General features: G+C 39.0%; 12 protein-coding genes. 1 reads left to right on the forward strand and 11 read right to left on the reverse strand.

The genetic code is table 11. The features are described from left to right. Nucleotides 1-76: 76 nt before the first annotated feature. The 7 genes from serA to pheS all read right to left on the reverse strand — a co-directional run bounded on the left by serA (nt 77) and on the right by pheS (nt 9,495). Nucleotides 77-1,666: a phosphoglycerate dehydrogenase gene (gene serA / locus PHY84_RS04255; protein ID WP_299858095.1), complete on the reverse strand. Its 1,590-nt coding sequence runs from the start codon at nt 1,664-1,666 to the stop codon at nt 77-79. After that, a complete protein-coding gene (locus PHY84_RS04260; RefSeq protein ID WP_299858097.1) occupies nt 1,666-2,151 on the reverse strand; it encodes a hypothetical protein in 486 nt (161 codons plus the stop codon). The genes serA and PHY84_RS04260 overlap by 1 nt, the downstream gene beginning before the upstream one ends. A 1-nt stretch (nt 2,152) precedes the next feature. Continuing rightward, on the reverse strand, nt 2,153-3,811 hold the full coding sequence (locus tag PHY84_RS04265) for a 30S ribosomal protein S1 (RefSeq protein ID WP_299858099.1): 1,659 nt from the start codon (nt 3,809-3,811) through the stop codon (nt 2,153-2,155). A gap of 253 nt (nt 3,812-4,064) precedes the next feature. Continuing rightward, nucleotides 4,065-4,892: a 4-hydroxy-3-methylbut-2-enyl diphosphate reductase gene (locus PHY84_RS04270; protein ID WP_299858101.1), complete on the reverse strand. Its 828-nt coding sequence runs from the start codon at nt 4,890-4,892 to the stop codon at nt 4,065-4,067. Then, on the reverse strand, nt 4,893-6,173 hold the full coding sequence (gene aroA / locus PHY84_RS04275; RefSeq protein ID WP_299858103.1) for a 3-phosphoshikimate 1-carboxyvinyltransferase: 1,281 nt from the start codon (nt 6,171-6,173) through the stop codon (nt 4,893-4,895). After that, nucleotides 6,170-8,506, reverse strand: a complete 2,337-nt coding sequence (pheT, locus tag PHY84_RS04280; protein ID WP_299858106.1) for a phenylalanine--tRNA ligase subunit beta — start codon at nt 8,504-8,506, stop codon at nt 6,170-6,172. The genes aroA and pheT overlap by 4 nt, the downstream gene beginning before the upstream one ends. Next, on the reverse strand, nt 8,503-9,495 hold the full coding sequence (gene pheS, locus PHY84_RS04285; protein WP_299858107.1) for a phenylalanine--tRNA ligase subunit alpha: 993 nt from the start codon (nt 9,493-9,495) through the stop codon (nt 8,503-8,505). Before pheS ends, pheT begins: the two co-directional genes overlap by 4 nt. A gap of 122 nt (nt 9,496-9,617) precedes the next feature. Here pheS and PHY84_RS04290 point away from each other — a divergent pair, with 122 nt between their 5' ends. Next, nucleotides 9,618-9,974, forward strand: coding sequence for a histidine triad nucleotide-binding protein (locus PHY84_RS04290; protein WP_299858109.1), 357 nt, complete (start codon nt 9,618-9,620; stop codon nt 9,972-9,974). Between the two features lie 9 nt (nt 9,975-9,983). Here PHY84_RS04290 and PHY84_RS04295 read toward each other — a convergent pair whose 3' ends face one another. The 4 genes from PHY84_RS04295 to PHY84_RS04310 all read right to left on the reverse strand — a co-directional run bounded on the left by PHY84_RS04295 (nt 9,984) and on the right by PHY84_RS04310 (nt 14,169). Then, nucleotides 9,984-10,448 (reverse strand): OsmC family protein, encoded by a 465-nt coding sequence (locus PHY84_RS04295; protein ID WP_299858111.1) that lies wholly within the window; start codon nt 10,446-10,448, stop codon nt 9,984-9,986. A 3-nt stretch (nt 10,449-10,451) separates the two neighbouring features. After that, nucleotides 10,452-11,831: an argininosuccinate lyase gene (gene argH / locus PHY84_RS04300; RefSeq protein ID WP_299858113.1), complete on the reverse strand. Its 1,380-nt coding sequence runs from the start codon at nt 11,829-11,831 to the stop codon at nt 10,452-10,454. A 97-nt stretch (nt 11,832-11,928) separates the two neighbouring features. Beyond that, nucleotides 11,929-12,270, reverse strand: a complete 342-nt coding sequence (locus PHY84_RS04305) for a cytochrome C (RefSeq protein ID WP_299858115.1) — start codon at nt 12,268-12,270, stop codon at nt 11,929-11,931. An 81-nt stretch (nt 12,271-12,351) separates the two neighbouring features. Next, nucleotides 12,352-14,169, reverse strand: a complete 1,818-nt coding sequence (locus PHY84_RS04310) for a menaquinone biosynthesis decarboxylase (protein WP_299858117.1) — start codon at nt 14,167-14,169, stop codon at nt 12,352-12,354. Nucleotides 14,170-14,184 lie beyond the last annotated feature (15 nt).

Here is a 14,184-nt window from a genome sequence, read left to right on the forward strand (position 1 = left end):
CAGGGACTTTAGTCTCTGCCACCAAAACGGACGAGTTCGTTTTGGTGCGTAAAACATCAAGAGAGAGTTTATAAATTTATAATCTTGCGTATTGGACGCTTGAACAAGCATCAATTTTAAGAAGTTCTGCAAGTGTCTCATCGCTGATAATATTATCAACCAAAATAACTGCAAGTGCTTGCTTTTTATCATTTCTAGCAAGTGAGAAGTCTGCAATGTTAACATTATATTTTGCTAAAGTCGTGCCGATATTGCCTATAACACCGGGAACATCCTGATTTTTAAGGATAATCATATCCTCCTTAAGCGCCACTTCGATGTCAAATCCATCAATTGAGACAATTCTAAAGATGTTATCATCAAAAATCGTTGCACTGATAGTTGTTGTTCCGCCCTCGGCAGTTGTAAGCTTTATAGTGATAAGATTTTTATAGACAGAAGAGTCATGAAGTGCTTCATGCTCCACCTTTATACCTTTCTCTTTTGCTACAAAATCGGCGTTAACATAGTTAATAGTATCGTCACTTATCTGGCTCATTGCGCCAACAGCAACAAATGTCGCAAGCGAATCAACATATTTTGCTATCTCGCCCTGCCCGCTTACTTTAATCGCAACAATTTGAGACTTGTTAAGCTGAGATTCCAAGAAACCGATTTTTTGTCCCATCTCTAAAAATGGCTTTACAAATGACGGAATCTTTGTCTCATCAATTGGAAGGTTCATAGCGTGTGTATAAGAGATGCCTTTTGCGGCAGCTATCGCATTTTCAGCTGCTTGAACACCGATGTTATACTGAGACTCATAAGTATTAGCACCCAAGTGAGGTGAAACAGTAACATTATCAAGGTCCAAAAGCGGATGATTTGTTGCCGGCTCTTTCATAAATACATCGATACCCGCAAAACGAATCTTACCGTTTGTCAGCCCCTCATAAAGAGCCTCTTCATTGTAAAGACCGCCTCTTGCACAGTTGATAAGAACAACACCGTCTTTCATCTTTGCAATTTCAGCTTTATCTATCATATTTGTTGTTTCTTTGTTTTTTGGCGTATGGATGGTAATGATATCGCACGCCAAAATATCTTCAAAGTTCTTTGTATAGACCATATCTAAGTCCGTTACTTTTGAAGGATTGATATACGGGTCGTATGCAACAATATCCATCTCAAACGCCTGAGCTCTTTTTGCTACACGGCTTCCGATGTTGCCAAAGCCGATAACACCAAGCTTTTTACCTTTTAGCTCGTACCCGTACCACTTCTCTCTCTTCCAAATTCTCTCATGCTTGAGGTGATTGTGAGAGTAAGGGAACATTCTCATACAAGAGAGCATATGTGCCATGGTTAGTTCAACTGCTGCTATTGTGTTGGCTGTCGGAACATTCATGACGATAATTCCCTCTTTAGAACATCCGGGAATATCAACATTATCCACGCCTACACCGGCACGAACGATTGCTTTCATATTTTTTGCATGTGCAATAAACTTCTCATCCACATCAGTAGAGCTTCTTGTAATAGCAACATCCGCTTGTTCAATAATCTCTAAAAGTTTCTCTTTGTCCTCATCAGCTGCCATGATAAAATTGATGCTATTATCATTGCGAAGCATTTCCAAGCCAGCTTCATGTATATGATCACAAACAACTATAGTATATTTTTGCATTATACGTCCTCTTTATACAGCCCAACAGTGGCTGAAATTTGATATTTTTTTAACACTTCTACAAGAGAGTCTAACTTCTCTCTCTCTTTTGAGTAGATAAGCAACTCCGTACCGTTTTTATCTTTTTTGAGATAATACTTTAAGTTATGACGCTTCAACTCCTCTTTTAAACAAAAGAGTTGATAAGGGTCTATCAAAGCGGCGGAGAGCTTATAGATTGTCGGCTTTATTTCAACAATCTTCTCATTCAAATCAACTTGAATTAAAACTTCATTTACGGGGTAAAAATATCCTAATTTTTCTGTTTTAGAAAAATGGTTTAACCAGACTTGTTGCGGCTTCTCTGCAACGACATCACTTTTATGCTCTAATGGGGCTAGTGCTACTGATGCTTTGTCTGAATTTATTGAAATTAGAAAAAAAAGGATAAAAACAGCCACCCCCACTGCAATGAGAGGAGTGAACCATCTTAGAATTTTTCGCACACTATTTCTTGAATTTATCTTTAATCAAATCACCTAAAGAGTGTGATTCGTCATCGTTAATTTCATCTAACATTGCTTGATTTTTTATATAATCCAACTTTTTTACCGATAGACGGATACGGTCACGACGTGTATCGATAACTGCGATTGCCGCTTCAATCTTTTGACCTACTGCCAAATCGCTCTTTTGAAGCGGTGCGAGATCTTCATCACGAACAAGCGCATCTACACCGTCTTCAAGTGAAACAAAAACACCAAAATCTTTGATGTCACGGATGGTTCCTGTCACAACACTATTAAGCTTGTGTTTTTTAGCAAAAGTATCTATCGGACTCTCTAAAAGCGCTTTTCTGTTAAGAGAAATCTTTTGATCCTCAGGATTGATTTTTGCAATTTTAACTTCTACTTCATCTCCGGCTTTTAAAACATCTTTACACTTAACATTTTTATCCCAAGAGACATCCTGATTGTGCAAAAGACCTTCAATGCCATCAATGCGAACAAAAGCACCGAAATCTGTCAATGATGTTACAGTTCCTTTGATAACATCACCCTCTTTATGATTTTTCATAAATTCATCAAAAGGCTTTGCTAAAAGTCTCTTGAGTGAAACGCGGAGTTTGTGTGTTTTAGGGTTAATTTCGATAACTTCTACATCAATCTCTTGACCGACTTTTAGGTAATCGTTTGGATTTTTAACGTTTTTATCCCATGAAATTTCAGAGATATGCAAGAAACCTTCTATATCATTTCCTAAATCAACAAAAACACCGTACGCTTCAATATTTGAAACAGTTACGGTGATAGTATCGCCCTCATCCAATTCGCTCTCAACTTCTGCCCAAGGGTCAGACTGAACAGCTTTAATAGAGAGAGAAAGATGTCTCTTGTCTTTATCGTAAGAGATGGCTTTTACCATTACCTTATCACCCTCTTTGTAGAGTTTTGAAGGATTTACCGGACCTTTGTAGCTTATCTCGTTGTAATGTACCAAACCATCAACACCGCCAACATCGACAAACATACCGTAGCTTGTAATCTTCTTGATAGTTCCTTCGATGATATTGCCATCTTCCATAAGCTTATCAATAACTTCTTTTTTCTTTTTGCGCTCATCATTGAAAAGTTTACGACGAGAGACAACAATAGAGTTTTGCTCTTCATCAATTTTTACAACTTGTGCTTTGATTTTGCGACCAACTACATCTTCGCTCTCTTTGAAAGCCGCCAACGATTTAGGCATAAAGAATGTTACATCATCAGCTTCTACTACGTAACCGCCACGATTTTTCTTGGTAATTACACCATCAATTACGATATCTTCGAAGTTGTCTTTGTACTTGTCGATGAAATCAATAGTTTTTTGCTGCTCTAAAACTTTTTTGTATGATATCTTAGGACGCTCATTGTAGTATCCTGTTACCATAACTTTGATTTTATCACCAACTTTAAACTTTAATGCGCCATTTTCGCTGATTTCATCTAAACTAAGAATTCCTTCTAATTTATCTCCAACACCTACTAACGCTCTGTTTTCATCCGCTTGGATTTCAACAATTTCACCCTCAACAATGCGGCTTGTTTCTTGCTGCTTTTCACTTGCAGCAAACATCTCTGCAAAATTTTCTTCTTCTTCAAATGATTCGTTATCGAACGCCATTACCTATCCTCTGTTACATAAAAATTTCGTGAGTATATCCAATTATGAATAATACTTTTATTAATTATTGAAAAAATGAGGGTCAAAAAAAAGAATAGACTTCTTACATAACCTCTGTATGTTCGCTAAGGCTTCACGGTGAGTACCTTATCTAGCAAGCTAGATTTGACCCCTCCGTTGCAGAATCGTTCACAAACAGAGGTTATGCAAGAAGTCTAGTAAAGGGGGGCAAAAGAAAATTTACAAAACAGCCTTAACGACTATTTTGGATTGCATTAACAACATTTTGAATAATCCAATCGGGAGTGGAAGCACCGGCACTGATACCGCAAAGTTCCTTTCCATCAAACCATGAAAAGTCAAGCTCTTTTTCATCTTCTATATGATAGCTCTCTTTGCAATTATCTAAAGCAATTTTAAAAAGCTCTTTTGTGTTGGATGAGTTTTTACCGCCGACAATAATCATAACATCTGCTTTTTTGGCAAGTTTTCGTGCGGCTTCTTGGTTTTCAAAGGTTGCATTGCAGATAGTATTAAAAACTCTGACCTCTTTGTGCCTAGGTATAAGAAAATTTGCAATTTCCAAATAATCCTCGACACTTCTGGTTGTTTGTGCTACAAGTGCTATTCTCTCTTTGAGCTTTAATCTATCCAAATCTTTTGGAGAGGTTACGACGGTTGCACCGTACTTTGCGTAGCTTTTAACACCCTTTATCTCAGGATGGGCATCATCTCCAAAAATAATAATGTCATATCCCTGCTCACTCATATCTTGGCAAATCTGCTGCGGTTTTGTTACATAAGGACACGTTGCATCAACAACATCAACCTTCTTTGCCCTCAGCTCTTCAAGCTCGTTTTTTGGAATACCGTGTGTTCTAATGACTGCTTTATCGCCTGTTGCAAAACTGTTGTGATTATCAGTAAGACCGACATTAAAATCTTTCTCTAAGCGTTCAATCTCTCTGGAGTTGTGAATAAGCGGACCGTATGTTGCAGAGTTTCTATTCTCTTCAGCTATTTTAATTGCTCGTTTGACACCAAAACAAAAACCGTAACTCTCAGCCAGCTCTATCTTCATCTACGCAAACTCCACACTTGTGATTTTTTGTAAAAGTTCAAAAAAGTTTGGAAAAGAGGTATTTACGCACGCAACATCCTCTACTTCCACTCCACATTTAAGACCCGCTATCATAAAGCTCATAGCGATTCTGTGATCTCCATAGCTATTTATAGTGGCGCTTTGAAGCTTTGAACCTTTAACGCTATATCCGTCATGAACTTCTTCTACTTCAATCCCGCAAGCTCTAAGACCCCTTACTACAGTTGAGATTCTATCACTCTCTTTAACCCTAAGCTCCTCTGCATTTTTAACCACACTTACACCATCTGCACACGCAAAAGCGATGGAGAGAGCAGGAAGCTCATCGATAAGCCAAGAGATGTTATCTTCAACCGTTATAGCATGAAGTGGAGCATGCTTTACATGTATATTGCCGATAGGCTCATACTTGTTATCGGTAGTCTCATAAGTTATATCTGCGCCCATTTTTCGGAGTGCTTCAAATGCTTCAATACGTGTCGGATTTAGCGTAACACCTTCTAAAACAACATCTGAAGAAGGAGTGATGGCAGCTGCAACAGCAAAAAAGAATGCACTTGAGGGATCGGATGGAACTCTTATCTTTAGAGGCGAGAGAAGTTTTTTCATCGGCTTTATTTTTGTTGTTAAACCATCTACCTCTATATCTGCGCCCATACCCTTTAACATTCTCTCTGTATGGTCACGACTAAGCTCAGGCTCGCTGTAGCTGCACTCTCCGTCAGCTCTAAGTGCTGCCAAAATCATTGCGCTCTTAACTTGTGCAGAAGCGATTTTACTCTCATAATTAAATGCTCTAAGAGATGCCCCCCTGATGCTGAGCGGTGCCAAGTCACCGTTATTTCTGCCATCAAGCTTTGCACCGATATCACGAAGCGGAGCAGTAACACGCTTCATAGGGCGGCGGCGAAGATACTCATCCCCTGTTAAAACAAAATGCCCCTCTGCCGAACTTAAAAGTCCGCAAAAAAGTCTCATTCCCGTTCCTGAATTGCCACAATCCAGTACTTCACTGCTCTCTTTGATGCCCTCAGAACTTATCTTGATAACCACTCCGTCATCTTCCACCGTTGCACCTAGATTTTTTACGATTTGCAGAGAGTTTAGCGTATCTTCCGCTCTTAAAAAGTTCTCTATCTCACTTGTTCCATCCGCCAACATGGCAAACATTGCACATCTGTGGGAGATAGACTTATCAGGTGCTATCTCAGAGATACGAAGCGAAAAAGGCTCTGCTTTTGTAACTTTTATGCTGCTCATCTGATTCCTATCCCAAGCTCACTGCCAAGAGCGTTTAAAATAGTACCCATGGCTTTTGTAATATCATCTTCTTCAAGTGTTTTATCATTTGACTGAAGCACGAAACGGATAGAGAAACTCATGTTGTCGCCCAACGCTGCATCGCTATACTTGTCAACAGGGTAAAAGCGTACAAGCTCTTTAACCGCACAGGCGCTAATGACATCTTTTACTTTTGCATAAGGCATATTTTTTGGCATAACCACGCTCAAATCTCTGAATGAGGCTTGATATCTTGATGTTGTTTTTGCAGTTTTAAGTGCATAAGGCAACTTTTCAAAATCAAGTTCACACATATATGTTACATCCAAGTCAAAACTCTCTTCCACATTTGGATGCAGACGAAACATTTCGCCCACACTCTCACCCTCTATAAAGATTTCGGCAGATTGGTAAGGGTGTGAAAGTGCATGTTTAGTCGTAAATTGACGAAGTTCAAATGAACCAATAATACTAGAGAGTTTTTGCGCAAAAAAAGCAAAATCCACTTTTGATGGCTTTCCTGCATTAGATAAACTCTCAGCCTCTCTGTCACCGCATAAAAGAAGAGCCATTTTTAAAGATTCATTTCGCTGTGCATCAAAAACAGAGCCGACTTCAAACAGTTTTACAGAGGCATAACCGTTTTTGCTGTTGTTGGATGTAGCCTTTAGAAGCCCTGTTAAAAGCGTTGTTCTCAACGTGTCGAGGGTATTGACTATAGGATTTAGCAACTCTTTGGTTTCATCAACAGTCTCAAATCCATACTCTTGTAAAACCTTTTTTTCATCAAAAACAAAATGAACAGATTCAAAAAAACCATTGTATGCAGCTTTGTGTCTGTAATTCTCTCTCTTTTTATAATTACGATAGTCGTCATTAAAACTGTTTGCTTCCGTAAAAGTAAATGGTTTGGAAGGAATGTTATCAATCCCGACCAGACGAACAATCTCTTCAACTATGTCTTGTTTATTAACTATATCATGTCTGTATCTTGGGACTACAACAATAAAATTATCGGCAGAAGACTTAGTTGTATCAAATCCGAGATTTTTAAATATTTTTGTAATTTTTGCCTTGTCTATATTTGCACCGATAATTTCATCAATCTCTTTTTTGCTTACGCTTATGATTTTATCGTCATTGGCTTCTTCTATTTCGATAGTTCCGCCATAAACCGAAGAATCTGAATAGGAGTCTATTATGCCTATACAGTAATCCAATCCCTGATTTAACTCCGGCTCACTACCCCTTGAAGCTCTATAATAAGCGGCTTCCGATGGAATTTTGTTCTCTTGCATCTTTTTAGAGATTATCTCCGGTGGGATGTAGGTTGCTTCAATAAGCATAAGACCTTCATTAAAAGCTGCTTTTGAAGCAGCTTCTTGTGACACACCGACAATGGAAGCTACTCTATCTTTTGCCTTGATAGAAGCAAAACCATTTGCATCCTTGCTAAGAGATATTTTTGCCATCGTCTCACCTGCTGCACAAAAGAAAGCATGTTCATACGCTCTTAAAACTACCCCGCTGCCGTGCGTTGCATAAACCATAAGAGACTCAACAAAAGACTCCTGTTTCTCTTCAATTTGAGCAAGTCTAATCTTCATGATAAGCGGCAGTACAAAGTTTTTAAAATCAACGGCTTTATAGCGAATCTCGACATCTAAATTATTTTCATGCCAAAGTGATAAAACACGCCCTATCCCAACTCTTTTCTCTTCATCTTCGCGAGGAGCTATTTCGCGAAGTGGCTTATCAAAAGCTGCGCTTAAATCTCTTGCTATACCTCTTATACTAAGACAATCTCCACGGTTTGCAGTCAATTCTATCTCAATAACCGAATCACTAAAGATTGGATTTGTAGAGAGTTCTTCACCTATATTGTATTGACCGATACTGCTATCAAGCTCAAGAATACCGTCTTGAACATCACCAAAACCAATCTCTCTTGAAGAACATATCATACCCTCAGATGCTACACCGCGAAGTACTACAGGCTTGATAAGCGTACCATCAGGCATAACTGCACCGATAGTTGCAACAACCACATCAAGTCCGGCTCTAACGTTTGATGCACCGCAAACTATCTGCTTGACGCCGTCTCCGGTGTCAACTTTACAAACATTAAGCTTATCTGCATCAGGATGTTTTTCACACTCTAAAACTCTTCCAAAAACTATCTTCTGAGGAATTTTGTACGTTGTTACGCTGTCAACCTCAAGTCCTATAGAGTTGAGAGTTTTTGCCAACTTGTCGGTAGAGATTGTGCTTAAATCTATCCATTCATTTAACCAACTTCTTGTAATTATCATCTAAACTGCTCCAACAACTTAATATCTCCCTCAAAGAGTGAACGAAGGTCTCCAATCTGATGAATCAGCATAGCAAATCTCTCGACGCCCAGACCAAATGCGTAACCGCTTACATTTTCATATTTTACCGCCGCAAAAACATTTGGATCAACGATTCCGCAACCTAAAACTTCAAGCCATCCGGTCTTTGAACATACTCTGCACCCCTCGCCGTGACAAAAAACACAAGAGATATCCACTTCGGCAGAAGGTTCTGTAAAAGGGAAGAAACTAGGGCGAAAACGAACTTGAACATCACCAAACATGTACTTTAAAAAATCTTCTAAAATAAACTTCAAATTCGCAAAAGAGACCTTACCTTCTTTATCGACCAAAAGTCCCTCAACCTGATGAAACATCGGAGTATGAGTGATATCATAATCTCTTCTAAAAACAGCACCCGGAGCTATCATGCGAATAGGCGGCTTTGAGGACATCATTGTTCTTATCTGAACAGGAGAGGTGTGCGTGCGAAGAAGCATCTCGTCTTTGAAGTAAAAAGTATCTTGCATATCACGTGCAGGATGGTATTTTGGAAGGTTTAAAGCTTCAAAATTATTGAAATCATCCTCTACCATTGTTCCTGTTTTAACGGCAAAATTCATAGAAGAAAAATACTCTACTATTCTATCCATAGTCTGCATAACCGGATGAAGCGCACCGGCTTGTGAAGATGCACCAAACATCGTTACATCTATAGCCTCTGCTCTCATCTTCTCTTGAAGTTCTAATGTTTGAAGCACTATTTTTCGTGCGGCAAGCTCATTCATAAGTGCATTTTTATGAATATTTAGTTCCTGCGCAATTTTTGCTTTCTCTTCATCCGGTGCTTCTTTCATTCTAGCAAATTCTGCCGCCAAAACACCTTTCTTTCCAAACACAGATATACGAATCTCTTCGATTTTTTCAACACTACGCGCTTCTTGAATCGCATCATACCACTGTTTCAATATACTCACCCACGCTGAGGGAAACCCCTCTTAAATTTTATGCGATTATAGTCAAAAATAATTTATATATAGCTTCATTTGTCAATTTGTATGTTACAATAAAATAAAAAGAGGTTTGTAAAATGTGTATATTTTGTAAAATTGTTAAGCGTGAGATACCTTCAAATATTATTCTGGAAAATGAGGATTTTTTAGCATTTCATGATATAAATCCAAAGGCCCCGGTTCATATTTTGGTTATTCCAAAAGTACATGTAGAGAGTTTTCATGAAGTCTCCGGAGAAATTATGAGCGGAATTACTCCTTTTATACAAAAGGTGGCAAAAGAGTTAAGTCTTGATAAAAATGGGTATAGAGTGATAACAAATATAGGAGAAGACGGAGGTCAAGAGGTTAAACATCTTCACTTTCACGTCTTAGGCGGAGCAAAGCTTGCATGGTCGCACCTAAGCGATGCGCATCCAAAAGAGATGATATAGCAGCTCCCGCTATGACGGGCAGCTCTCTATCTCGCCTAAGTCTATCTTACTTCCGCCGCCTGAAATCATCTTCTCGTTTTCTCTGATTTTTACACCATTATGGGTGATAGAGTAGGAAATGAAAACACTGTCTCTTATGGTGTTGATGGTTGAGCAGTAGGTCTCAAGCGAAGCCATAACCCATCTAGCAGCCATTACATCATCGCCGTTAGAATCAAAACTATACTCCAAATGAAGCGTATTGAACTTTTTTGGAAAATCTTCATTACGCAGGGCATCGCCCTCTATAACGAGGTTAGATACGGTTTTACCCTGATTTTTTGGAAGCAAAACAATATCTGTTGCACTGCATGAGATGATGCCTGATAAAAAATACTCGATAGGCGTTATCTGCGGACAATCAATAATAAAACTGCTCTTTTCTGTTTTAGCCTCAAATCTCATCTCGTTTAAATGCGATACGGTTACTTTCATACTTTAGCGCTCCAAAAAATTTTTAAAATATGCCAACTGTTCTTCAGTTCTTTGTGTTGAAGTTCCGCCGGCAGATGTTCTGGCGTTCATAGAGTTTTCAATCGTCAAATATTCTAACACGTCTGCATTGATACGTCCATCTATCTCTTGAAGATACTTTAACTCAATATCGCTCAAGTCAATACCTAACTCTTCACTTTTTGCTACTGCTTTTCCTGTAATAAAGTGTGCTTCTCTAAAAGGGATATCACATTTTTGAACCAGATAATCCGCCAAGTCTGTTGCACTTAAATGTCCGATTTTAGAAGCATTTTTCATATAGTGCGGTTTTACTTGCATAGTCTTAATTGCTTCTTTGAGGATTTCTAGTGAAATTTGGGCAGTCTCTACCGCATCAAAAACACCCTCTTTATCCTCTTGCGTATCCTTGTTATAAGCAAGCGGAAGCCCTTTCATTACCGTTAAAAGCCCCATTAAAGAGCCATAAACTCTTCCTGTTTTACCGCGTAAAAGTTCCGGAACATCCGGATTTTTCTTTTGCGGCATGATGGAAGAACCGGTAGAGTACTCATCACTCAGTTCGATAAACCTAAACTCATAGCTAGACCACATAACAAGCTCTTCGCTTAAACGGGAGATGTGCATCATCATAGTTGAGATATTAAACAATATCTCAAGCGCAAAGTCTCTGTCGCTTACAGTGTCAAGGCAATTTACACTCGCACTCCCAAAACCTAAAAGTTGAGCCGTCATATCTCTGTCTATCTTATGCGGTGTTCCTGCGAGTGCGGCACATCCAAGCGGAGAGATGTTGTTTCTCGCATGAGAACTCTCAAATCTCTCAATATCTCGTTTAAACATAGAGAGATAGGCGCTTAGATGAAATGCGAAGTTGATAGGCTGTGCATGTTGCAAATGTGTCATCCCAGGGAGAATCGTCGTTGTGTGTTTTGAAGCGATTTCATAAATCTCACGCATCAAAAGTTTCAATCCATCAACAATCTCTAAGTTTTTACGAAGCACATAACGGCGAAAATCAACCGCTACCTGATCGTTTCTGCTTCTTGCGGTATGCACTTTTTTGCCGGCATCGCCGATGAGTGCCGTTAATCGCTTCTCTATAGCCATATGAACATCTTCATCAGATATCTTCCACTCAAAGAGACCCGATTCTATCTCCTCTTTTACCCGCAAGAGACCCATTTCAATCTGAGCAAGTTCATCAGAGGTCAAAATATCCTGTTTTGCAAGCATCTTTGCATGCGCCAAAGAGCCTTCAATATCCTCTTTGTAAAGCTTTCTGTCAAACATTATCGAGGCATTGAATTGATCTAAGAGGGAAGAAGCACTCGCACTAAAGCGACCTGACCACATTTTATCCATAAGTTCTCCAATATGAAAAAGTTTCGTATTTTAGCTAACTTTTGACAAAATAAAGAGCGAAGATAGAATTTTTCTATCTTGTAGAGATAAAAAAGCGTTAGTTACAAGCGGGAACATTTCCGCTATCACCTGCATACTCCATAAGAAAATCTTTTAGATGATTTGCAGTTTTTGTAAAATTTCCACTCTCAAAATACTCATGAGAAGGTTTTGCATCCGGATTTTGACTTTTTAAATGCAAATTTGCAAGTTTCTCGCCTTCGTTTTTCATAATAGCGTTCCACTCCATCGCTTTCTTGGAAGAAACAAACGACTGTCCGCCTTTATGGCACTTGACACATTTTTTAGCATATACACTCTGCCCTTTATAAGCGGCTGCATCAAGCGAACACAAAGTAAAAACAGAAAGAGACACAACAAAAATCAAAAGTTTATTCATACGCTCAACCCTTATAATAATCGCTTATGTTACATTACACTTTATTATACGAACCTTAGAATCTTTCAAAATGATATTAAATCATGTTAATTGAAACTTTTTATACAAGTTTTCACTTAAATCCCACACGCCTTTGCTCTTAAGCAACTCCACAACACTTGGTGTACAATCAACGTCATCAGGCCATCTGCGTTCAAAACCGTCTATTTTGTTTTTGGTCGTTCCGTCAACTCCAACCATCAAACCGGAGATAAAAATATCTCTTATTGCATCCATATTGTTTGTTACTCTCCATAAAAGCATATAGTCATTATAAATATCATTTTTGGCGGCATCAACAAAAACAACAATCCTCAGATGCATGCTTAAAGGAAGAAGTGCATCAAAGTAGTTTTTTGTATTTTTGTTTTTATGCAGTGCAATCACGGTAATAGGGTTGCTTGTTCTTCTCATAAATTGGTGCAGACCCACTGCTTCTGGTAATAATTCTTGAACTTTTTGAAGCAGTTCCTCATCCCCTAAAAGCAGAGGCGGCTCCACCTTGTTTGCTGCCGTTGCATCGATACCCAGCTTGCCGCCTACAAGAGATTCAGGCGATGAATGGTCAAGTGCATCCAAAATCCCCTCTGTAATATAGAGCGACTTTGGCGTAAATCTATCTAGGATATAAGCACTCACTGCTTCATAACTCTCTAATTTCGGAGCTTTTTCATCAAGAAAAATCGCATGTTTGACAAAACTCATCTGTCCCGCACCCCAAAAAGCGTGCATAAACTGCTTTGCATGTCCTTTGTAAAGCGGCTGCATCTTGGCTAAGATGAGATTATGAAATCCGCAATTCTCAGGCATATGATAATCAAGCAAATCCGGTGCGGTTGTTTTTAGAAGCGGAAAAAATATCTTTCCTGTTGCCCAGCCCATATATTTATCTTCAAGCGGCGGCTTTCCTACAACCGTCGCTAGGTAAGTGCGCTCCTTTTTCATAGTGATGGCGCTTACTTCAAGCACCGGATAAGGTTCTTCCAGCGTATAGTAACCCGTATGGTCTCCAAAAGGTCCTTCTATGCGCATCTCTGCCGTGTCCACCCACCCCTCAATGACATAATCGACATCATGCGGAATATAGAGCGGATTTGTAAGGGATTTGACAAGTTTAGCAGGCTCTTTTTTTATAAGTCCATACATCAAAAGCTCATTGACACCGTAAGGAAGCGGTGCTGTTGCACACCAAGTGTAGAGCGGGTCTCCGCCGATAGCAATGGTTACTGGCATTTTTTTGCCGGCTTTTTGGTACTGGTCAAAAAAGTGTGAAGAGTCTTTATGAATCTGCCAGTGAAGTCCCAGATGATTTTTATCGTAAATTTGGAGTCTGTACATCCCAAGATTTACCATTTCGCCATCAAGACTTTGGGTGTAAGTCTGCCCCATCGTGATAAACGGACCGCCGTCTTGCTCCCATGTTGTAAGAACAGGAAGTTTGTAAAGATCGACTGCATCATCAAGATATCTTATCTGCTGGCATTGTGCCTTCATTGTGGTACGTTTAGGAAAGATATTTTTAAGTGAAAAAAGCTCGCCTGCCATTGAGAGTTTGTTAAAAAACCCTTGAGGCATCTTCATATGAAGCAGTTTGGTAATCTCATCGGCAACAGACTCTATAGTTCTTCCAAAAAGGAGTTCACAGCGTCTGTACGACCCAAAAACATTCATCAAAACATTTTCTTCAAACTTCTTGCCGCTTTTTTTGTCAACGACATTTTTAAAAAGAAGTGCTTTGCCGCCATCTTTTTTCTTTACCTCAGCATAAGCTAAATGTGGAATTTCAAGGTAGATATCAAGCTCTTGCTCAATTACTCTTAGCTCATCATTTTTTTTTAAAAGTTCTATAGTTCTTTTCATAATCGTTCTTTGATT

Source organism: Sulfurimonas sp., assembly GCF_028694605.1.
Taxonomy (GTDB): domain Bacteria; phylum Campylobacterota; class Campylobacteria; order Campylobacterales; family Sulfurimonadaceae; genus Sulfurimonas.

Bases quoted from the DNA above. Each gene is read 5' to 3' on its own strand.
- serA (WP_299858095.1), bottom strand. From the start codon at position 1,666: ATGCAAAAATATACTATAGTTGTTTGTGATCATATACATGAAGCTGGC.
- PHY84_RS04265 (WP_299858099.1), bottom strand. From the start codon at position 3,811: ATGGCGTTCGATAACGAATCATTTGAAGAAGAAGAAAATTTTGCAGAG.
- PHY84_RS04270 (WP_299858101.1), bottom strand. From the start codon at position 4,892: ATGAAGATAGAGCTGGCTGAGAGTTACGGTTTTTGTTTTGGTGTCAAA.
- aroA (WP_299858103.1), bottom strand. From the start codon at position 6,173: ATGAGCAGCATAAAAGTTACAAAAGCAGAGCCTTTTTCGCTTCGTATC.
- pheT (WP_299858106.1), bottom strand. From the start codon at position 8,506: ATGATAATTACAAGAAGTTGGTTAAATGAATGGATAGATTTAAGCACA.
- PHY84_RS04290 (WP_299858109.1), top strand. From the start codon at position 9,618: ATGTGTATATTTTGTAAAATTGTTAAGCGTGAGATACCTTCAAATATT.
- PHY84_RS04295 (WP_299858111.1), bottom strand. From the start codon at position 10,448: ATGAAAGTAACCGTATCGCATTTAAACGAGATGAGATTTGAGGCTAAA.
- argH (WP_299858113.1), bottom strand. From the start codon at position 11,831: ATGGATAAAATGTGGTCAGGTCGCTTTAGTGCGAGTGCTTCTTCCCTC.
- PHY84_RS04305 (WP_299858115.1), bottom strand. From the start codon at position 12,270: ATGAATAAACTTTTGATTTTTGTTGTGTCTCTTTCTGTTTTTACTTTG.
- PHY84_RS04310 (WP_299858117.1), bottom strand. From the start codon at position 14,169: ATGAAAAGAACTATAGAACTTTTAAAAAAAAATGATGAGCTAAGAGTA.